Source organism: Streptomyces sp. NPDC026500 (assembly GCF_055567635.1).
In genome coordinates, this window is sequence record NZ_JBVHQB010000011.1 from 275340 (window position 1) to 295636 (window position 20297).

At 68.9% G+C, this 20297-nt stretch carries 16 protein-coding genes and 4 pseudogenes; 10 read left to right on the forward strand and 10 right to left on the reverse strand.

Features of this window, described 5'->3' with window-relative positions; all coding sequences use genetic code 11:
• Window positions 1–311: 311 nt before the first annotated feature.
• Complete coding sequence (locus ACZ4N5_RS21960; protein WP_467758737.1) at window positions 312–2030, reverse strand: serine/threonine-protein kinase; 1719 nt, start codon at window positions 2028–2030, stop codon at window positions 312–314.
• Between the two features lie 343 nt (window positions 2031–2373).
• Here ACZ4N5_RS21960 and ACZ4N5_RS21965 point away from each other — a divergent pair.
• Window positions 2374–2580 (forward strand): annotated as a pseudogene (locus ACZ4N5_RS21965) (IS256 family transposase); the annotation flags it as partial.
• Between the two features lie 13 nt (window positions 2581–2593).
• Here ACZ4N5_RS21965 and ACZ4N5_RS21970 read toward each other — a convergent pair.
• Window positions 2594–3196 carry a transposase gene (locus ACZ4N5_RS21970; protein ID WP_467758738.1) on the reverse strand — a complete coding sequence of 201 codons (603 nt, stop codon included), beginning with the start codon at window positions 3194–3196 and terminating at the stop codon, window positions 2594–2596.
• 401 nt (window positions 3197–3597) lie between these two features.
• Here ACZ4N5_RS21970 and ACZ4N5_RS21975 point away from each other — a divergent pair, with 401 nt between their 5' ends.
• The 5 genes from ACZ4N5_RS21975 to ACZ4N5_RS21995 all read left to right on the forward strand — a co-directional run bounded on the left by ACZ4N5_RS21975 (window position 3598) and on the right by ACZ4N5_RS21995 (window position 10182).
• Window positions 3598–4887 carry a bifunctional glycosyltransferase family 2/GtrA family protein gene (locus tag ACZ4N5_RS21975; protein ID WP_467758739.1) on the forward strand — a complete coding sequence of 430 codons (1290 nt, stop codon included), beginning with the start codon at window positions 3598–3600 and terminating at the stop codon, window positions 4885–4887.
• Between the two features lie 17 nt (window positions 4888–4904).
• Complete coding sequence (locus ACZ4N5_RS21980) at window positions 4905–7148, forward strand: ArnT family glycosyltransferase (RefSeq protein ID WP_467758740.1); 2244 nt, start codon at window positions 4905–4907, stop codon at window positions 7146–7148.
• A gap of 49 nt (window positions 7149–7197) precedes the next feature.
• A complete protein-coding gene (locus ACZ4N5_RS21985) occupies window positions 7198–7941 on the forward strand; it encodes a response regulator transcription factor (RefSeq protein ID WP_467758741.1) in 744 nt (247 codons plus the stop codon).
• A complete protein-coding gene (locus ACZ4N5_RS21990) occupies window positions 7938–9476 on the forward strand; it encodes a sensor histidine kinase (protein ID WP_467758742.1) in 1539 nt (512 codons plus the stop codon). The genes ACZ4N5_RS21985 and ACZ4N5_RS21990 overlap by 4 nt, the downstream gene beginning before the upstream one ends.
• Window positions 9477–9684: 208 nt before the next feature.
• A complete protein-coding gene (locus ACZ4N5_RS21995; protein WP_467758743.1) occupies window positions 9685–10182 on the forward strand; it encodes a DNA polymerase ligase N-terminal domain-containing protein in 498 nt (165 codons plus the stop codon).
• Between the two features lie 433 nt (window positions 10183–10615).
• On the opposite strand, the gene amaP is transcribed toward ACZ4N5_RS21995, so the two are convergent.
• Genes amaP through ACZ4N5_RS22020 form a run of 5 tightly spaced genes read right to left on the reverse strand, consistent with a single transcriptional unit; the run spans window position 10616 to window position 13048 of the window.
• Window positions 10616–11209 carry an alkaline shock response membrane anchor protein AmaP gene (gene amaP / locus ACZ4N5_RS22000; protein WP_467758744.1) on the reverse strand — a complete coding sequence of 198 codons (594 nt, stop codon included), beginning with the start codon at window positions 11207–11209 and terminating at the stop codon, window positions 10616–10618.
• Window positions 11210–11218: 9 nt separating this feature from the next.
• A complete protein-coding gene (locus ACZ4N5_RS22005; RefSeq protein ID WP_467758745.1) occupies window positions 11219–11911 on the reverse strand; it encodes a DUF6286 domain-containing protein in 693 nt (230 codons plus the stop codon).
• Entirely contained in the window at window positions 11908–12354 is a 447-nt protein-coding gene (locus ACZ4N5_RS22010) for an Asp23/Gls24 family envelope stress response protein (RefSeq protein ID WP_467758746.1), read from the reverse strand. The genes ACZ4N5_RS22005 and ACZ4N5_RS22010 overlap by 4 nt, the downstream gene beginning before the upstream one ends.
• Window positions 12351–12578 carry a hypothetical protein gene (locus tag ACZ4N5_RS22015; RefSeq protein WP_351545488.1) on the reverse strand — a complete coding sequence of 76 codons (228 nt, stop codon included), beginning with the start codon at window positions 12576–12578 and terminating at the stop codon, window positions 12351–12353. The genes ACZ4N5_RS22010 and ACZ4N5_RS22015 overlap by 4 nt, the downstream gene beginning before the upstream one ends.
• 38 nt (window positions 12579–12616) lie before the next feature.
• Complete coding sequence (locus ACZ4N5_RS22020; RefSeq protein WP_467758747.1) at window positions 12617–13048, reverse strand: Asp23/Gls24 family envelope stress response protein; 432 nt, start codon at window positions 13046–13048, stop codon at window positions 12617–12619.
• A 229-nt stretch (window positions 13049–13277) separates the two neighbouring features.
• Here ACZ4N5_RS22020 and ACZ4N5_RS22025 point away from each other — a divergent pair, with 229 nt between their 5' ends.
• The 3 genes and pseudogenes from ACZ4N5_RS22025 to ACZ4N5_RS22035 form a co-directional block, all read left to right on the forward strand.
• Window positions 13278–14036 carry a hypothetical protein gene (locus tag ACZ4N5_RS22025; protein WP_467758748.1) on the forward strand — a complete coding sequence of 253 codons (759 nt, stop codon included), beginning with the start codon at window positions 13278–13280 and terminating at the stop codon, window positions 14034–14036.
• A pseudogene (locus tag ACZ4N5_RS22030) lies at window positions 14037–14159 on the forward strand (IS701 family transposase); the annotation flags it as partial. It lies immediately after the preceding gene.
• A 771-nt stretch (window positions 14160–14930) separates the two neighbouring features.
• Window positions 14931–15615: pseudogene (locus tag ACZ4N5_RS22035) on the forward strand (transposase); the annotation flags it as partial.
• A gap of 274 nt (window positions 15616–15889) precedes the next feature.
• Here ACZ4N5_RS22035 and ACZ4N5_RS22040 read toward each other — a convergent pair.
• Entirely contained in the window at window positions 15890–17575 is a 1686-nt protein-coding gene (locus ACZ4N5_RS22040) for a ribonuclease J (protein WP_467758749.1), read from the reverse strand.
• A gap of 199 nt (window positions 17576–17774) precedes the next feature.
• Between ACZ4N5_RS22040 and ACZ4N5_RS22045 the strand changes: the two are divergent.
• Window positions 17775–18038, forward strand: a pseudogene (locus ACZ4N5_RS22045) (transposase); the annotation flags it as partial.
• A 132-nt stretch (window positions 18039–18170) separates the two neighbouring features.
• On the opposite strand, the gene ACZ4N5_RS22050 reads toward ACZ4N5_RS22045, so the two are convergent.
• Together ACZ4N5_RS22050 and ACZ4N5_RS22055 are read right to left on the reverse strand one after the other, a co-directional pair.
• Window positions 18171–19010, reverse strand: a complete 840-nt coding sequence (locus ACZ4N5_RS22050; protein ID WP_467758750.1) for an RNA polymerase sigma factor SigF — start codon at window positions 19008–19010, stop codon at window positions 18171–18173.
• 324 nt (window positions 19011–19334) lie between these two features.
• Window positions 19335–19721 carry an ATP-binding protein gene (locus tag ACZ4N5_RS22055; protein WP_467758751.1) on the reverse strand — a complete coding sequence of 129 codons (387 nt, stop codon included), beginning with the start codon at window positions 19719–19721 and terminating at the stop codon, window positions 19335–19337.
• Window positions 19722–20297 lie beyond the last annotated feature (576 nt).

Genomic DNA, 20297 nt, shown 5'->3' on the forward strand with positions numbered 1-20297 from the left:
TCGGTAAGGCGTTGACCGTTGATGGGCGGTCAGCCGGCCGTCCACCAACGCCGGGGCGCCCGTACGGCTACGGCCGCACGGCAATCGTCGAGCGCGACGTCGAGGGCCCGCCCGTACGCCTCCAACGGCTCCTCGTCCATGGCGGAGTCCTGCAAGGCGTCGCGTATCCGGCGGGAAGCGAGGCGGGATACGTCACGGGGGCGGAGTTCGCGGTGGACGGCGGCCACGCGGCCTGACAACCGAAGCGCGGCGGCGGCCTCGTCCCGAGGTGCGACTGCAAGTCGAGGGCGCGGGCGATACCGACAGACCGCTCAGGCCTGGGCCGGCATCACCCGGGTCACCTTGCCCTTCAGGTCGGCATCCAGATAGCCGGTGACGTAGTCGTCGGCGAGATAGACAGCCAGTCCCAGCGGAGTGCCGAACGTGTCGTCGGCAGGGCGGACCAGGACGTAACGCATGGTCGGCCGCTGTACGTTCAGGTCCTTCTTCGCCCGCCTCAGCAAGGCGGGAAGGACGTCCCAGTCGAAGCTGTCGAGACTGAAGGGGCGTTCGCCGCCGATGATCGCACTGCTGATGATGCCCTTCTCGACGCCCTGGCCCGGTCGGTAGGTGTAGCTGTCGTACTTGGTGTCGCTGCCCTTGACCATGATGTCCGCGGAGACATACGTCGGATAGACGGTGAGTTCGCATGCGCGGCCCGTGCCGGTCGCGGCCTTGATCTCCTTCACCGCCGCCCGGATACCGGCGGGGGTGAGCAGATCCGTCTTCGCGTCGCCCTGAGGCGTCGGGGTCGGGGTCGGGCGGGACGCTGTGCGCGCGGGGTCCGTCGTCCTGGCCGAGGAGGTCGCGCCGGCTGAACCGGCGCCCCCTCCACCGTCCTTGTCGCCTCCGTCCGGCAGCAGGGTCCACACCAGGACTCCCGCCATCACGGTCCCGACGACCGACGATGCGATCGCGATGCGGCTCTTCGCACGGTTGCCCGGCCCCGTCGGCGTCTGCCGTGTCGGGCCCGCCGGGTACGGAGTCGGCGGGCCGAAGCCCGTCGGCCCGAAGCCGGTTGACGGTCCGAAGCCGGCAGACGGTCCGCACCCAACCGGTGCTGAGGGAACGGGTGTTGCACCCGGCGGAGGGGCCAGCCTGTACGACGTGGCCCCGTCCGCCCCGGCGTGAGCACTCGGAACCGTGCTGCCGCCCTCGATCGCCTCCGCGAGCAGCCGGTCCGCGGTCGTCGCGTCCACCCGGTCGGCCGGGTTCTTGACGAGCGTGGCGTTCAGGAACCCGGTCAGGACTCCGGCTCGGACGGGTGGCGGAAGCTGCTCGCTCAGCAGCGCCGCCAGCGTCGCGAGGGTGGTTCCCCTGCGCAGCGGGTGATGTCCCTCGACGGCGACGTACAGCATCATCGCCAGCGACCACAGGTCGGAACCCGGGCCGCCCTCGCCGCCGGAGATGCGCTCGGGTGCCATGTAGTCGGGCGTGCCGATGATCGACCCGATCGCCGTCAGGGCGGTCGAGTCCCTGATGGTCGCGATGCCGAAGTCGGTGAGGACGGGACGTCCGTCGGGCCGCATCAGCACGTTGGCGGGTTTCACGTCCCGGTGCTGGATGCCGGCATCGTGCGCGGCGCGCAGCGCGGCCAGCACCTCGCGACCCAGCCGGGCGGCGTCGGCGGGCGCCAACGGTCCCTTGTCGAGCCGGTCCTGGAGTGACCCGCCGGTCACCAATTCCATGACGAGCCACGGGTAGACGTACTCCCCGCCGTCCACCACGTGATGAATGGTCACGACATTGGGGTGATCGACGCGAGCCAGCGCCCGTGCCTCGCGCAGCACTCGGGCCCGGAGCATCGCCGCGCCCTGCGGGTCGTACTCGGCAAGCCCCGGATCGGGCGGCCGTACCTCCTTGAGCGCCACGGCCCGGTCAAGGACCAGATCGCGTGCACGCCACACCGTGCCCATGCCACCGCCACCGAGCCGCGTCTCCAGCTCGAAGCGCCCCTCTATGACCCGTCTGCCGGAATCCCCCTCGTCCATGGCCGGAAGCCTACGAGATACCTGTGGCACGGCCCCACGCAGGTGACCGCAAACACGCGCAGACCGGTGCGATCAACGCTGGCACGCGTGGTTCGCACCCATGCGGGGGCACGCCGGATTGGACCTTGATCCGCGTCACGCGCGGTCCCACGACGCCGTGCGGGTCTGCCCAATGAGTTTTCTGGAGTTGGTGGGGCCCAGCAGCGGTCGTAGGCACCTCAGCCGTCCCCGGAGACGTCGGGGTCGTGCAACTCCCGGTCGTGGAAGATGCGCCGATGACCAGTGAGAACGCGTCCGAGTCCGAGGCAATCGAGGAAGTGGCCACCGCGGGGCGCCGGATGCGCTGGACGACCAGTTGATCAGTCAGCTGGTGGACCGGGCGAAGGCCGACGGGATCCAACTGACTGGCGCGGGCGGGCTGCTGCAGCAGACGAAGCGGATCTTCGAATCCGCCCTCGAACGCGAGATGATTGACCATCATGGGCACGAGAAGTACCAGCGGCCCGAGAACGGCAACGTCCGTGACGGCACGCGCTCCAAGACCACGCTGAACGCCTTCCACGTCATCTTCGGTGGCCGCCTCTCAGAGACCGCCAGTAGCCCCAACTACCCCCGTTGCACTCCTCGTTCGACAGTCCCATGGTCGGAGACGTCGTGTTGTCGGTGGGAGCCTCGGCGTCTTTGGGCCATTCGACCAGCAGCCAGCAGTCGGGCAGGATCCCGTCCCACCAGCCTTGTTCGGCTGAGGCTGCGGCTTTGACCGGGCGCTCGTCGGCTTTGCCGGCCGGACGGACACGGGTGGCGGCGAAGCGCGAACGTAACTCTCCTCGCGAGCCGTGCCGCCAGGTCAGGGTGATGAAGGCCTCTCGCCCGAGTACTGCGGCAAGGGTTGCCACCGAGGGGGCCCGGTGGCGATAGCGGGGCTGGGGCCAGCAGCCGACCGTCCCCTTGCGGGCCGGGGCTTCGGGCTTGGCGTCGAAGGGGTAGGCCGTCACATCGGCCCGGATGGCGAGGACGTAGGCGAGTTGGCGCAAGAGCTTGTTGTCGTTCCAAACGCTGTCTCGGGCCGTGCTCAGTTCCTGGAGGGATACGGGCGGGGTGTGGGGATTGGCGGCCAGAGCTTGCCAGACGAAGGGGTACGGACATTGCGCGAGAGGCTGCAGCACAACGCTGTCTTTCGCGGCATGTGCCAGTGCGAGGTAGTCGGCAGGCGTGGGCACGAGGATGACCGCTCAGGATGATCGAAGCCGTCATCTTGCCACTGCACCTTGCCCTACCTGCCTCGGCCATCACTTACGGGACAAGTTTTAGAAGGCGCTTGGCTCATCCGCTCGGCAGGCGCTCTGACCTGCACGTCCTCGCCCAGCTGACGGCTTGTCGGCGATTCTATGGAACGCATGGGGATGAGGGTCTATCGGGAGAGCGCTTTCGGCCATTGATCTGACTCCCTGTCAGTTCTCGCTATTCTCCCGTTGCCCCCACAGGCGGGGCGGCAACAGTGAGGCCGCGGGCCTTGGACCAGGGCCTGTGAGCCGCAGTCTGCCGTCCCCTCATGCCTGAGGAAGCCATGACTCCCACCCCCCACCTCACCGAACTCGACGCCCGCGTGGAGCGCCCCGCCCCCTTCCAGCCCGTGGAACGTTCGCTTCTCCCACACGCCGGTACCGCGACGGTGGACATCGTCATTCCGGTCTACAACGAGGAACGAGCACTGCCCGGCTGCCTGCGCACGCTCCACGCCCGCCTGTCCCAGGGCTTCCCCTTCCCCTGGCGGATCACTGTCGCCGACAACGCCAGCACGGACGAAACCCTCGCCACCGCCCGCCGCCTCGCGGATGAGCTGCCCGGCGTCGGCGTCGTCCACCTGAACCGCAAGGGGCGCGGACGCGCGCTGCGCACCGTCTGGGGCGCCAGCAACGCGGACATCGTGGCGTACATGGACGTGGACCTCTCCACCGGCCTCGACGGACTGCTCCCGCTGGTCGCGCCCCTGGCCAGCGGCCACTCGGACCTCGCGATCGGCTCCCGGCTGGCTTCGGGTGCACGCACGGTCCGTGGCCCGCGCCGCGAGTTCATCTCCCGCTGCTACAACGGCATCATCCGGCTCACCCACGGAGTCCGCTTCACCGACGCCCAGTGCGGATTCAAGGCGGCCCGCACAGACGTGCTCCGGCCGCTGCTGGAAGTGACCCGCGACGACGCATGGTTCTTCGACACCGAGCTGCTCCTGCTCGCCGAGCACAATGGACTGCGTATTCATGAGGTCCCGGTCGACTGGGTCGAGGACGTCGACACCCGGGTGGATGTGGTGAACACCGCCAGGGAAGACCTGCGGGGCCTGTGGCGCATGGCGCGGCTCAAGGCGTCCGGTGACGCCCGGGTCGAGGTGCGGCCGCGCCCCGAGCCGGCCGCCGAACACCCCGACGCCGTCCTCGCCCCCTCCACCGGACGCGGTGTGCTGTCGTGGGAGGTCGGCTGTTTCCTCGCGATCGGTGTCGTCTCCACGGTCGGACAGGCCTTGCTGTATTGGCTGTTGCGCGGGTGGTGGTCTCCGGCCGTCGCCAACCTGATCTCGCTGTTCGTCCTCACCGTCCTCAACACCGAGGCGAACCGACGCCTCACCTTCCGGTACTCCACCACCGCGCCCGCACGTGCGCACCTCGGTGCTGGGGGTCTGTTCGTCCTCGGCTATCTGGTCACCTCCGCGGCGGTGCTGTGGTTCAAGTGGCTGGATCCCGGTGCCTCACCGGCCGCGGAGACCGCGGTCCTCGCCACCGCGTCCGTGGCCGTCACCTGCGTGCGTTTCGCCGTGCTGCGGCTGGCTGTCTTCACCGCCCCCCGTAGCCGTACCCGTTGATGAGAGCGAATCCTGACATGAGCAACTCCGCACACATCAGCCCCGCACCGGCGGCCTCGGCACACGACGGGAGGCACACGAGTGCGACGGTCCGCTCGCTGCCCGCCTGGGCGGCACCCGCGGCTCTCGCAACCGTCCTCGTGCTCGCGGCCGTCCTGTACGGCTGGGCACTGGGCTCCCTGGGGTGGGCCAACAGCTACTACTCCGCGGCAGTGAAGTCGATGGGCAAGAGCTGGACCAACTTCCTCTTCGGCTCCTTCGATCCGGCCGGCGTGATCACGGTCGACAAGCCCCCAGCTGCGCTGTGGCCGCAGGTGATCAGCAGCAAGATCTTCGGGATGCACGGCTGGGCGCTGATCCTGCCGCAGGTACTCGAAGGCGTGGCCGGAGTATTGGTGCTGCACCGCACCGTGCGCCGCTGGGCGGGGGAGGGAGCGGCACTGATCGCGGCTCTCGTGCTCACCCTGACACCCATCACCGTGGCCATCAACCGGGACAACAACCCGGACACGCTGCTGGTCCTGCTGCTGGTGTCGGCGGCGTACGCGCTCACCCGTGCGCTGCAGGCCGAGGGCCGGGCCGCGACCTGGTGGCTGTGCGCGAGCGGCTTCCTGATCGGGTGCGGATTCCTCACCAAAATGCTCGCCGCCTGGATGGTCGTCCCCGCGTTCGCCGTCGCCTGGCTTGTGGGAGGACGCGGCCCCTGGATACCGCGAGTGCGGCGTCTGCTGAGCGCGGGAGCCATCCTGGCGGCGTCCTCCTTGTGGTGGGTCGCCATGGTGGCCCTGTGGCCGGGCGACCGCCCCTATATCGGCGGCAGTAAGGACGGCTCGGCCTGGGACCTCGTGATCGGCTACAACGGACTGGGGAGGGTCTTCGGCTCCAGCGACGGAACGCCCCAGACGATGGGCGGATTCGCCGGGGGATTCGGCGGTCAGTCCGGCCTGGGCCGGCTGTTCGGCGTACAGGTCGGCGGTCAGATCAGCTGGCTGCTGCCGGTCTGCGCGCTGGCCCTGGCCGTCGCCGTCGCCGGCGCGGTACTGCGCCGACGCGGCGCACTGCCCGACTCCGCCGTACTGCCCGCCTCCGGCTGGCTGCTGTGGGGAACCTGGCTGGTGGTCTGCGGGGCCGTGTTCTCGACCCAGAAGGGCATCTTCCACCCCTACTACACCACTCAGCTCGCCCCGGCGATCGCCGCCCTGTGCGGCGGACTGATGGCTGCCCTCGTCCGCATCCACCGCGCCGGCCTGCGCTGGGCGCCTCTGGTCGGCGTAGCCGCCGTCGTCGTGAGCGTCGCCTGGGCCGTGGCGCTGGTTCGCCGTGAGCCCGACTGGAACGGCTGGCTGGTGTGGCCCGTGCTGCTGGTCGGTTGCGCCGCGGTCGTCCTGCTGGTGCTGTCACGTCGCCGTGGCCGTCTGCTGACGGTTGCCGGTTGTGCCGCGGTCGCATCGGTTCTGCTGGCGCCGGGAGCCTGGGCGGTGACCGTGCCCGGCTCCTCCAGCACGGGGGGCTCCAACCCGATGGCCGGTCCGCAGACGTTCGGATTCGGCGGAGGCGGTGGCATGCCCCGGCAGAGTCCGAACGGTGGAGACCTTCCCCCGGGCATGCCGTCCGGGATGCCGTCGAACATGCCGGGCTTCCCCGGCGGTGACGCCTCTTCGGGACAGACTGCTGAACTTCCGTCCGGTGGAGTGCCTTCCAGCGTGCCCACAGGGGGAGCGAGCGGTATGCCCGGTGCACCCGGGGAAGCGGGCTCGAACGACCGCGGCACACCCTCGTTCCCAGGTGCCGGCCCGGGAGGAGCCCCAGGTGGGCGCGGCGGCTTCGGTAGCGGGGAGCTCACCGCCGACCAGCGCAAGACTGTCCAGTACGCCGTCGAGCACGCACCCGACGCACGCATCAAGCTCGCCGTCGAGGGCGGCGCACTCAACGCCAGCGCCTTCATCCTGGGCACCGACGAGACCGTCATCGGCATGGGCGGCTTCACCAACAGCGACAACGCGCCGTCGGTGGCCCAGCTGGAGAAATGGACCAAGGACGGCGAACTACGCTACATCCTGGGCTCCGACACGAACGGCGGAGGAGCGCCGGGCCTGTCTGGCGGATACACCAAGCAGCGCTCCGACTGGATCGCCGACCACTGCACCAAGGTTCCGGCGTCGGCATACGGCGGCACCTCCGGCACGTCGTCACAGCAAGACGGCGGCGGTGCGATGGGATCCGGGGGAGGCAACGTGCTCTACGACTGCGCCGCCAAGTAGCCGACGCCCAAGCGACGGTCGCGACACGGCAGAACGGACCAGCAGACACATGACCGAGCAGCCCGCAGCCGCGCGGCCGCGACATCGGCTCCTCGTGGTCGAGGACGAGCCCAGCATTCGCACCCTGCTGGAGGCAACGCTTCGCCTGACCGGATACGAGGTGAGCAGCACCGACACCGGACAGGCGGCCCTCCTGGAGGTCGAACGTCTAAAACCGCATCTGGTGCTGCTGGACGTGATGCTGCCCGACCTGGACGGCTTCGAGGTGACCCGCAGGCTGCGGGCGGCAGGCAACGACTGTCCGATCCTGTTCCTGACCGCCCGCACCGGCACCGACGATCGCATCACCGGCCTCAGTGCCGGCGGGGACGACTACGTTGCCAAACCCTTCAGCATCGAGGAGGTGTTGCTGCGCATCGAGGCCATTCTGCGTCGCACGGCGCCGGCCGCCGAATGGCAGGCGGTGCAGAGTGTTCTGCGCTACGCCGACCTCGAACTCGACGAGGGCGCCCACGAGGTGCACCGCGCAGGGCAGTACATCGCCCTGTCTCCGACCGAGTTCAAGCTCATGGCTTATCTCCTGTCGAACGCGGGCCAGGTGGTGAGCAAGGTCCAGATCCTCGACCACGTCTGGAGCTACGACTTCGCGGGCGACTCCCGGATCATCGAAACGTACGTCAGGTACCTGCGCAGGAAGATCGATTGCTTCGAGCCGCCACTGATCCACACCGTGCGCGGCGTCGGCTACTGCCTGCGGCTTCCCCGCGACCACGCAGGGTCGTCGGGCCAGTGACCCGGTTCCTGCCCCGGCCGCCCAAGTCGGTGCGACGGCGGCTCATCCTCGGTGCCACTCTGCTCGCCACCGCGGCAGTCCTGACCTCCCAGGCGATTGGCTATGTGGTGCTTCGCTCCTGGCTGCTGGACCGGGTCGACGAGCAGCTCGTCGAGTTCCATCCACCGGTTCCCGCCTATTACGACGCGCTCCAAGGCAGGCTCCCGCCCTCGGGAGAACGCCCGGACGTGCTTCCCTCGGACTTCCACATCTACTTCTACGACTCCTCCGGGCGCCGTCTGAACGACTCCCTGGGGTCCGAGACCAAGCCAGGACCCCGGTTGGCCGATCAGGCGAAGGACCTCGGGTTGCAGGACGGGCACCCCAAAACCGTGCCCGCCATCAGTGGTGACGGCCGCTGGCGGGCGCTGCTGAACCCCGGTCCGGACGGCATGAGCGCGGTGGTCACCCTTCCGCTCGACACCGTCGACGGCGCCACGTCGAAGCTCCTGTGGCTGAACGCCGTGCTGCTCGCCGTCACGATCGTCGCCCTGATCGCCCTGGGCCGATGGGTGGTTCGTCTGGGGCTGCTGCCTCTGACCAGAATGGAACGGACGGCTCAGGACATCACCGCGGGCCGGCTCGATCTGCGGTTGGCAGACACCGATGCGCGTACCGAGATCGGACGACTCGGCCGGGTCTTGAACTCCATGCTCGACCGCCTGCAGAGGGCGCTGTTGGCCCGGGAGGCCTCGGAGGCCCGCCTTCGCCGGTTCGTCGCCGACGCCGGGCACGAATTGCGCACTCCGCTCACCGCCATCCAGGGCTACGCCCAACTCGCCCTCCGCCCCGAACCGCGCTCGACCCTCGAACGAAACGAGGCCAACCGGTTCATCGCACAGAACGCGGAACGCATGAGTCTGCTCGTGGACGACCTCCAGTTGCTCGCGACCCTGGACAAAGAACCTTCCTACCGCAGGGAGCGGGTCGACCTGCTGTCCCTCGCGGCGGACGCCGTCAGCGCCGCCGCCGTCCACAGCGAGTCCCACCCCGTCGACCTCGGCCCGCTGCGCACCCCGGCCGATCCCACAGGGGCCGAGGAACTCGACGTTGCGGAGACTGTCGGCGACCCGCACCGATTGCGTCAGATCGTGGAGAACCTGCTTTCCAACGCCCGCACCCACACCCCGCCGGGCACCCGCGTCCATGTTCACGTCGGCACGACCGAGGCGGGTCCCGGAACCGGAGGCACGGACCGACCCGGACGCACCACCGCTTCACCGCCTCTGCCGGAGGGCCTGCCGATCACCGTGATCGAGGTGTCGGACGAAGGGCCGGGCCTCGAACCCGTCGACGCCGAGCTCGTCTTCGAGCGCTTCTACCGCGCCGACCCCGCCCGCTCCCGCATCCACGGCGGCAGCGGCCTAGGCCTGGCCATCGCCGCGACCATCGCCGAGGGCCACGGCGGCCGCCTCGAACTCGACACGGGCACCGGCCGCGGCTGCACCTTCCGCCTGGTTCTGCCCGCAGCCGACTCCGGCCACGAACCCCGCTGATCCCGCGCGTACGGGTCTGCGGCCTCAGGGACCGAGAGCGACAGCGGCTCCCCGGACGGGATCGGGAGGATGACCCACAGTCGATGCGGCCGGAGAGCGCCACAGCGGTCGGTGCGTTCAGCGGATGCGTGCGGAACAATCCTTGGGGTGACGGCGCGGGATGTGAGGTGCGGTGTGCGGCAGGTGGTCCTCGGCGCGAGGGCCCGTGATGGCCTCCAAGACGGCCGAGCCGGAGGGCCAGGGCGCGGAGCCGTCCTCCGACGGGTCGCCGTCGTACGTCGTGCAGATCCACGACGCGCGGAGCACGCACTTCGACTTCCGCCGGGAGGCCGACGGCGTGCTGAAGTCGTTCGCCGTGTCCAAGGGGCCGTCCAAGAAGCCGCACGATAAGCGGTTCGCGACGCCTACTGAGGACCACCCGCTGGAGTACCGCGACTTCGAGGGGATCATTCCGGAGGGCGAATACGGCGGTGGCACGGTGATCGTGTGGGACGAGGGCACGTACCGCAACCTCTCGTCCGACCGCGAAGGCCACGAGATCCCGCTCGCCGAGGCACTGGAGCAGGGCCACGCCTCGTTCTGGCTCGATGGCCACAAACTGCACGGCGGCTACTCACAGGCGCCGCTGCGGCAGGCGGGAGACTTCCAGGCGCGATCACGGGCGCTGAAGTCGCTGGCCGACCGGTGGAGCGGCGGCGGCGATTGAGGAAGCGCCTCGGAGGCGGGGGGAGTGTTCTATGCCGGCTGGGGGCTTTCCTGTTCCGTCCAGATGGTCTTGCTGTTGTCACTGAAGCGGACGCCCCAGTTCTGTGCGAGTTCGGCGCAGATAAAAAGGCCGCGTCCGCCCTCGTGCCGATGTCCACAGCCAGACGGGGAGCGGATCGTGGCCGCCGGGGGGTGTGACGGCCCCGGCTCACAGGCCTCTACCAGTAGGTGGCGGCGTCCGCCGACGGCGTGTCCCACCGAGCCCAGGGTTCTCAGGATGATGCCGACGACAACCAAGGCCGGTGTCTTCGAGCGCGCCGACAGCGAGGCGAGTGCGCCAGACAACGTACAGCCTGCATGCCCAGACGTTCGGGTTCCAAGAATCCGGGACGCCTCGCAGCCGGTACCCCCGTGGTGGTTCAGCCTTGGGGATCTCAGGCGGCGCGTCGGGCGCGGTGGCGGACTTCTCGGAGTCGGATCTTCGACGGGAGGCGGTCCAGGCCCGCGGATTCTCGTGCGTGCACGAGCGTTTCCCGGCTCAGGTGCCCCAGAATCTGCACCGGATCCGCGTGAGGCTCGAGCAACAGCCGCACTCGTGCGGTCGGAGTGGTACGCCCGCCCGTCAACCGGACCTGCGCCTGCGAGACCCCGTCCAGGACTTGCGCTTCTTCCTTGATCACGTCCTCCAGTGCGCGGCCGTCGAGTCTGGCCGTCGCGCCGTCTTCGCTGTTGACGGGGATCTGGTCCAGGCGGTGTCTTCGTTGCGCAAGGAGCCACCAAAGCAGCAGGGCCAGCAGCACGGCGAGCACCGCGATGACGGTCGGCCACCACCAGTCCTCTTCCCGCCACCGGGTGCGTCCCTGGGTGCCCAGCACCACATCGTCCGGCCCACGGAAGGGCCACCATCCCGGCACCTCGAAATCCCAGTGGCGCTGCAGGTCCAGTGCGCCCAGCAGCACGCTGCCGCCCAGGGCGAACAGTCCGAGGCCGAGCAGTCCGAGCAGCACCCGGTTCGCCGTCTTGAGCATCGGATCACCTCAGCCCTTCTTGGGGCGTCGGACGCGCACGGCCAGCGTGGGCTGGCGGGCCAGACCCAAAGTCGTCACGGCTTGGCCCAGTTCGGCGTTCAGGTCCGCGCGGACCTCGTCGAGATTGCGGAAATGTGCCTGTGCCCGGGCTTTGACCTTCCGGCGGCCGACAGCGACCCGTGCCGACTGGACACCGGACACCCGCATGGCCCGGTCACGCAGTATCAGGGCTGCTGCGCGGCGGTCGAGCCCGGCGCGGACCTCACCTGTCCCGGGGACACCGGTGGGCGGCCGCATGGGCAGCAGCCTGCGCAGCCCCGGCGTCACCGCCAGCACGAAGAACCACAGACCGATGACCATCGCCACGGCGGCCCCGACGATCATCCAGATGTCGTCCAGTGGCCGTGTGGCCAGTTCCTCGGCGAGCCGCCGCCGCCAGTGCATCGCAGACCGGCCCGCCCGCACCGAGACCACGTCGTACAGGAGCAGTCCGATGGCCGCGGCCGACAGCAGGGCCACGATGGCGGCGGGGATCCGCCGCGCGGACCAGAAACGGCGTGCCGACCGCCCCGATTCATCGACGGCTGCCGTCGCGCCCGCGCTCGGTGGGCCATCGGTGGACGGAGCTCCTTGTCCGTGATCGGGGGAGAGATCGGCGAGGTCGCTGTCGCCGGTCGGCTGCCGCCCGGTGTTCGCGCTCATCTCACCCTCTCCTGGTCCATGTGCCGCGAGTGCACCGAATGCAGCCTCTCGACCGACACCGCAAGGTTGGGGACGTCCATGCCGGCCCATGTCTTGAGCCGTTCGGTGACCTCCCGGCGCACGGCGGCGCACTGTGCTCCGATGTCGGACGGATAACCGAGCTCGACTGTGATGCGCAGCCGTGCCTCCCCGAGCGTCACCTGTCGTCCGGCGGCAGACTCACTGTCTCGTCCTGCGGCATTCGGCTCCGGTGCCCGCCGCACGGATGCGGTCACGTGTGGGGTCCGGCGGCCGGGTGGTACGCGGCTGGCCGACTCGGTGAACCGGCTCAGCGCCTCCCGCGCCACCCGGGAAGCGATTTTCGCAACGACCCGGTCGGCGACGCTGATCGCCCCGCGCTCCCCGCTGGGGATGCCCGGACGCCGATCGGCTTCCCCGGTCACCGCAGCCTGTCTCCCCGGGCCTCTCGCCGGTCATCGCGGATCCGCTCCTGCCGGTCTCGGCGGCGGACGAAGTCGCCCGGTTCGAGATCACCTTCCATGAACCGCCCGACCGCGAGACCGACGAGACCCAGCCCCAGCACCAGTAGGAAAGCCCAGAAGTCACCGAAATACGCGGCGAAACCCAGCGCCATTCCGGCCATCAAGCCCACGACCGCCCTGCTCATCACGCGCTCCTTCACTCAAGCGGGCTGCTCCGCTCCGGCTACTGGATTCGCTGCCGCTCTTCCCCTTCGTCTTCTTCCTCGGGCAGCTTCACGTCGCTGACCGTGATGTTGACTTCCACGACTTCGCGGCCCGCCATCCGCTCCACTGCGGAGATCACGTTCTCCCGGACGGCACCGGCCACGTCAGGGATCGACACGCCGTAGTCGACGACGATCTCCAGATCGATGGCAGCCTGCAGCTCGCCGACCTCGACGCTGACGCCGCGCGTGGCGGATTTGCCACTGTCGGCGCCGGGCATCCGCTCCCGCATGGATCCCATCGAGCGGGCGAATCCGCTGCCCAGGGCATAGACGCCGCGCACGTCCCGTGCGGCCATTCCGGCGATCTTCTCCACCACCACATCGGCGACGATCGTCCGGCCGCGAGAGCCGGGCGCACGCACTTGCTTGACGCCGGTGTTCTCAGTCATCGAGGTCATTGAGCCATTCCTCCCTCAATCAAGGAGCCCACCCCTGCACCACTATTAATACTATAGTTCGGGTCAGTACTAATTGTCCTAAACGTGAATCATGAGATGGGGCGGTGCGAGCGGCTCGAGCGGCCCCTACTCCCAGCTTTTTTAGGGACACTCCAGGCGCAGCCAGTCAGCAAAGGACCGCGGCCATGGACCCTGCGAGAAGAAGGCGGTGAGAGGCCAGGTGACTGAGACATGGACGCAGGCAGTACGGCACCAGCTCGACCTGGGCCGGCTGCTCCCGCTCGGCGAGCCCGACGACGGGACATGGATCACCGAGCAAGCGGCCGTCCGGGTCCTGGAGCGCACGGCCGCCGAGATCCCCGGTGTTTGGATGGAGAGCCTGCGCATCGGGCCGGCACCGCTCAAACCCGTGTCCGAGCCGGCCGTCCGTCCGCCGGCCAGCGCGCTACCGCCCGGTCCGCTTCGGATCGAGGCGGCCTTCACAGCATCCCTCGGGCTGCCGCTGCCTGAGACCGTCGACCAGTTGAGGAGCGCACTGCTCGACGCGGCCACGGAACGGCTCGGCCTGGCCACTGTGACAGCCGACCTGCACGTCACGAACCTCCATGAGGGCTCGGAGGCGGTCGGGTCGCGAACCTCAAAGAGAGCCATGAAGCCCGTGCCGGAAGCCGCAGCCGCGCGAAGCTCACCTCCGGTGACCGGAACAGGATCTATGCGGGGGCCCGTCGGTGAGCTGACGGACGTCGCGACGGCTGTTCCGGGCGTCGCCCGCCTCACCACCGTGCTGGGAAGCCGCCCGGTCAAGGTGGAGGACCATGACGATCCACCCGGCCGACACATCGAGGTCCAACTCGCGGTCGCCCCCGGACACCATCCACTGGAAGTCGCCCGCGCCGTCCGGGCCGCCGTAGCTGTAGCCACCGCTGACGCCCCGGGCCCGGTCAGCGCCGCCGTCCTCATCACAGAAACCGCAGCCTAGACCCTGGCCATGGCCGCCCACGCCTGCCTCACCGTCCTGCGCACCCACCAACTCGACACCGGCAAAGCAGAAACGGATCCTCCCAGCTCATCCACCTCAGCCTCGCCGAGATCCGACGACTGATCACCCGCCTCACCAACCGCCAGCCCACCCCAATCGACCACATCCTGCACGGGTCAACGTGGCGCCGCCGACGCCAACACCAGGCCCGCATCAGTCACTACAACCGAAGCGGACACAGCTCCTGAAAGCTGCCCAGCAATCAGAACAAGCACCGTTGTCGGGCCCCGGCGGCGAGGCGCAGCGGCCCCGGGGAGCTGGGGCCCGATCCTCGGGACAGACCGATCACTGAGAGGGTCCGGCCCGCCGGGAGGCGCTGCCGGACCTTCATCGCGTCCGGGGTCTGGGCGCCGTGGACCTCATGGACCGTAGGCCGGGCCCGGGGACCCATGGACCGTAGGGACGGCTACGAGTGCTGGCGCACCGCCGGGGCTTCGGCAGAACTCGAGGACGCCCGCCCTCGCGGTCGGGTGCTGGTCGACGTCTGCCGGGTGCGCCGGCACTCCCGGGCGCTGCGCCTTCGGCGGTACTCGAGAACGCCCGCCCCTCACGGAACGTTGCCTGGTCGTTGAGTTCCGTTGCACGGGCGTTGACCCTCGAGCGGGTGACGGAACCGGCGGGCGCGTGGTGTTGACCCCCGGGTCAATGCGGCGCAACTTCCGGTTTCTACGGCTGGTCAGCGGTGCGGCGGGGGTGTTGTCGTCGTCGTGGTCCGGGTGCTCGTCGACCTTGCTGCGGTGCCGGTCGCGGGTTGCTGCTCCTGGTCGTCGTCGGGGCGGGGTCGGCGGGTGTCGCGGCCGGGCAGGATCTCCCTGACGTCACGCCAGGACTCTCCGGCTCGGCTTCAGTCCGCAGGTTCCCGCACGGCGGGTCGCCGAGCGCGACGAGCAGGCCGTGACCGCGTGGAAGGAGGGGACCTGGGCGGAGGTAAAAGAGCCCGGGCGGTCTGCGGGGGCTACCTCTGCTTCGAGGACGAGGCAGGCTTCACCCGCCGGCCGCCCGGGACGTACCTGGGGCCGACGCGGCCGCACCCCGGTCGTGACGGTCAGCGGCCGACGCTCGGGACGCCTGTCGGTGGCCGGACTGATCGCCATGCGGCCCGGCTCCCGCACCCGCCTGTGCCACCGCCTACGCACCCACCCTGCGGGCAAGGGCGAACGCCGCAGCATGGGCGAGCGCGACTTCATCGCACTGATCGACGGTGTCCATCAGCTCGTCTGGGCGCCGATCGTGCTGGTGTGGGACCGCCTGAACACCCACGTCTCCCATGCCATGCGTGAGTTGACCGCCGAGCGTGCATGGCTGACGGTGTTCCTGCTGCCCGCCGACCGATCTCAACCCCGTCGAGTGGGTCTGGGCCCACGTCAAACGCAGTCTGGCCAACCTCGCCGTCGTCGCCCTCGACCGACTCGAGGCCCTCGTCCGCAACCGGCTCAAGCGCCTGCAATACCGGCCCGACACCCTCGACGGCTTCATAGCCGGCACCGGCCTGGCCCTCGACGACCCAACGTCACCCTAACGAGCCGAAGTCAGTAACGACTCCCACTGAGCGAATAGATGTGCCGGGCCCACCGGGACCCGGCACACACTCGAGCGAGATCCGTACGAACGAGTTCCGCCGCCGTGCCGCGCCCGCCAGGATGGAGCAGGTGGCAATGTCACCCCTTCGCTGCCCGAGCGCCATCGGCTGCGACCGACTGCGTGGCGACTCCTCGGGCGGCTGCTGACTCCCGTGCCCGGCTTCGATACTCGCGAGGCCGGGCACGGCAGTCAGGGGGCTGTGCTGCCGGGGCTCAGGCGTCGATGATGACGGGGATGATGAGGGGCCTGCGGCGGTAGGTGCGAAACGCCCAGTTCGCCACGGCGCGGGCGATGAGCTGTTCGAGTTGGATCGCGTCCCCGATGCCTTCGTCGGCGGCGGTGGCTAGGGTCTTCTCGATGACGGGGATGACCGGCTCGAAGGTGGTGTCGTCATGGGCGAAGCCGCGGGCCAGGAAGTCGGGGGTTTCGGCGAGGGTGCCGGTGTCGGCGTCGACGATCGCCACCACCGTGACCACACCCTCTTCCCCAAGCGTGCGGCGGTCCTTGAGGGAGGCTTCGGTGACGCCGCCGACCTCCATCCCGTCCACGTAGACGTAGCCTGCGGGGACTTTCCCGGCGATGGACGCGCGGCCGTCGACGAGGTCAACGACGACGCCGTCCTCGGCGATGACGACCCGGTCCGGGTCGACACCGGTACGGATGGCGAGGTCGCCGTTGGCCTGCAGGTGGCGCCATTCGCCGTGCACAGGCATGACATTGCGGGGTTTGACGATGTTGTAGCAGTAGACGAGTTCGCCGGCGCTGGCGTGCCCGGAGACGTGGACCTTGGCGTTGCCCTTGTGGACCACGTGGGCGCCCCACCGGGTAAGCCCGTTGATGACGCGGTAGATGGCGCTCTCGTTGCCGGGGATGAGGGAGCTGGCGAGCAGGACTGTGTCGCCCTTGCCGATACGGATCTGGTGGTCGCGGTTGGCCATCCGTGACAGCGCGGCCATCGGTTCGCCCTGGGAGCCGGTGCACACCAGAGTGATCTTGTGGTCCGGGAGCTTCTCCAGCTCCTTCGTGCTCACGACCAGACCGGAGGGGACCTTCAGATAGCCCAGGTCACGGGCGATTCCCATGTTGCGGACCATCGACCGGCCGACGAAGGCGACCTTGCGGCCGTGCTGGTGGGCGGCGTCCAGGACCTGTTGGATGCGGTGCACATGGCTGGCGAAGCTGGAGACGATGACCCGGCGCGGCGCGGTGCGCAGCACCTGCTCGATCGCCGGGTTCAGCTCACGCTCGGAGGTGGTGAAGCCGGGTACTTCGGCGTTGGTGGAGTCGGTGAGGAACAGGTCCACGCCCTCCTCGCCGAGGCGGGCGAAGGCACGCAGATCGGTGATGCGGTCGTCGAGAGGGAACTGGTCCATCTTGAAGTCGCCGGTGTGCAGCACCATCCCGGCGCCGGTGCGGATCGCGACCGCGAGGCCGTCCGGGATGGAGTGGTTGACCGCCACGAACTCGCAGTCGAAGGGCCCGAAGCTGCGCCGGTCGCCCTCCCGCACGCGCACCGTGCGCGGCCGGATGCCGTGTTCCTTGAGCTTGGCTTCCAGGAACGCCAGCGTCAGCTTCGAGGCGACGATGGGAATGTCGGACCGCTCGCGCAGCAGGTAGGGCACGCCACCGATGTGGTCCTCGTGGCCGTGGGTGAGGACCACGGCCACGATGTCGTCCAGCCGGTCCCGGATGGAGGTGAAGTCCGGAAGGATTACGTCTACGCCGGGCTGGGTCTCTTCGGGGAACAGCACGCCGCAGTCGACGATGAGCAGCTTGCCGGCGTGCTCGAAGACGGTCATGTTGCGGCCGATCTCGCCCAGGCCGCCCAGGGCGATGACCCGCAGCCCTCCTTCGGGAAGGGGCGGAGGGGCTTTCAGCTCGGGGTGCGGATGACTCATGCCTGGACGTTACCCGGAGAGTGGGACGAGGTGATCCATTGCCCGGGCGATCTCTTCCTCCTGCCGAGCGGATCGGGCGGTGCTGGCAGCAGGCCGACGACCGCCTCACCGGCCGCCTGCTGGGCTCCGGCTCCCAGGGCGCTTCTGATGGCTGTTGCTGTGCGGGGGGATCAGTGTTGTCGCTGGGCAGGTGCGCCTTATGGTGTGGCGACATGAGCTCACGGACGCGCGGTGGCAGAAGATCGAGCCGTTACCGCCCGCCAACGGCAAGCCCGTCGGGCAGTGGGCCGATCACCGCACAGTAATCAACGGCGTGTTGTACCGAGCCCGTACCGGTGTGCCCTGGCCGGACTTGCCCGAACGGTACGGCCCTTGGCGGACCGTCCACGAGAGGCACCGCCGCTGGTCAGCGCACGGCACCTGGCAGCAGATCCTGGGCAAGTTACAGATCGAGGCGGATGCCACAGATCCCGACGGGGCACTGGTCAAAAGACAAGCTGAGGGAAGACTCCTCGCCTGTAGCGGCCCACACGGATCCGGCGGTGTTCCCCACCGTGCAGGTGGGGAACACCGCCGGATCCTTCGGCTGGGATGGTCAGTTGGTGGTGAGCATGCCTTCGCGGAGCTTGGCGAGGGTGCGGTTGAGGAGTCGGGAGACGTGCATCTGGGAGACGCCGAGGTGTTCGCCGATCTGGGCCTGGGTGAGTTCGTCGACGAACCGCATGTGGATGATGCGGCGTTCACGGTCGTCGAGCTGGGCGATCAGAGGGGCGAGAGCGCTGAAGTCCTCGACGAGTTCGAGGGCCGTGTCGTCCACGCCGATGAAGTCCGCGAGAGCGGTTTCACCGTCTTCGCTGGAGGTGATGGCGGCGTCGAGAGACGCCGAGGTGTAGCCGTTCGCGGCCTTCCGAGCCTCGATGACGTCCCTCTCCGACAGGGACATCAGCTCCGACAGCTCCCGTGTCGTGGGCATGCGGCCGAGCCGGCTACGGAGCTCTTCGGTGGCCTTGGCGAGCGCCACGCGTGCTTCCTGCAGGCGACGGGGGACGTGGACAGCCCACGTGGTGTCGCGGAAGAAGCGCTTGATCTCGCCGACGATGTAGGGGACGGCGAAGGAGGTGAACTCGACCTCACGGGTGAGCTCGAACCGGTCGATGGCCTTGATCAGTCCGATGGTGCCGACCTGGACGATGTCTTCCATCTCGTCCTGACCCCGGCTGCGGAAACGCGAGGCCGCGAACTGGACGAGGGTGATGTTCATTTCGATGAGGGTGTTGCGCGCGTACTGGTACTCGGGGGTGCCCTCTTCCAGGACGGCGAGCTGGTCGAAGAACAGCCTCGACAACTCACGCGCATCCTTCGGAGCGACCTGCGACGGGTCACTGATCTCCGGCAGCACGACGGTCCGCGTCCCGGTCGTCTCGGTCACTGTCATGCTCGTCCCCTCCTACGTGATCCAGCCTCACATGCCGTCTGCTCCTGAACGGCAAGAGACGGCGTACCCCCGCTTGAGGTATGCATGCGCGGCACTTCCACGGTGGTTCCGCCACTCCGTCATCTCGCCTCAGGAGTGAAGGCGGAAGGGAGGTTAACCCATCCGACCTACGTGGTCTGACGTGGGCCTTGCCGCTCGCCGGGATGCCGTGCCGGCGAAGCCCCTGGTGCCGGGCGCGTCAGGCCACGTGGCGTCAGGATCGTGACAGTGCGGTCGCCTTCTCCAGTAGCGGCGAGGAGTGCCACCCGACACCATGCCCGGTCACTACCTGGGCAGGAGTGCGCTCACGGTCTTGCCTCCGCTCGGGTGGCGGGTGACCGTGGTGGTGCGGGCGAGGTGGTTGACCATGTGCCAGCCGAAGCCGCCGGTGCCGTCGTTCAGGTCGGGGGTGCGTATGCGGGGCGCCTGGGAGCTGCGGTCGTGGACGGCCACCTCGATGCTGTCCGGGTGCGCGATCAAGCCGAGGGTGTAGGCGCCGCCGCCGTGGCGCACGGCGTTGGTGACGAGTTCGGACACGACCAGCACGACGGTGCCGGCGGCATCGTCCGCGATCGGACCGAGACCCTCGAGGAAGGACCGGACGCTCTCGCGTGCGACGGCGATGCATACCGCGGACTGGTCCGGTGCGGCCTCGATGCTCATCGTGTCCATCAGAGTCCCCAAGCCTGCAGTCCAATGTCCGGTATGGGCGCCGTGCTTATGCCCTCGGCCCCAGCCCTGCCAGAGCCCTCCATCGGTCGTTGCTCAATGCCGGCTTGTTCCTCGCAGGGGACACGAAAATCTGTGTTGGCTGGAGTAGACATTGGTTGATCGTCTGGCTATGGTTTCTCTCGTAGTCGAGATCAGCAAGGCCCGGCAGACACGAACTGCCGGGCAGTGGAACCGGTAGTTGCAGTTGGCAGGACGGTGCGGTGGTGGAGTTCCGAAGCCAGGGTTGTCGCAGGTCGGCGACGGGGCTGGCGACCGGACCGGGTGGCCCGCAGTGATCAGGGGCCGCCGTGAGCAGGACCGCAGTTGAAGTACTGGCAAGTGCAGTTCGCGGTATCCAGCAGTGAAGGTGTGTGAGTGGTACCTCGGTGAAGGCGTCGGCTGCGGGCGCGCGCACCGGGAGGTTCGGCAGTGGGGTTCTAAGCCAGAGCAGATGCAGGACGGGCGACGGGGCTGGCTGCCGAAGAGTGACGCTTCCTCAGGTCGCGACGGAACACGCAGTAGAGCAGTGCCAGCATT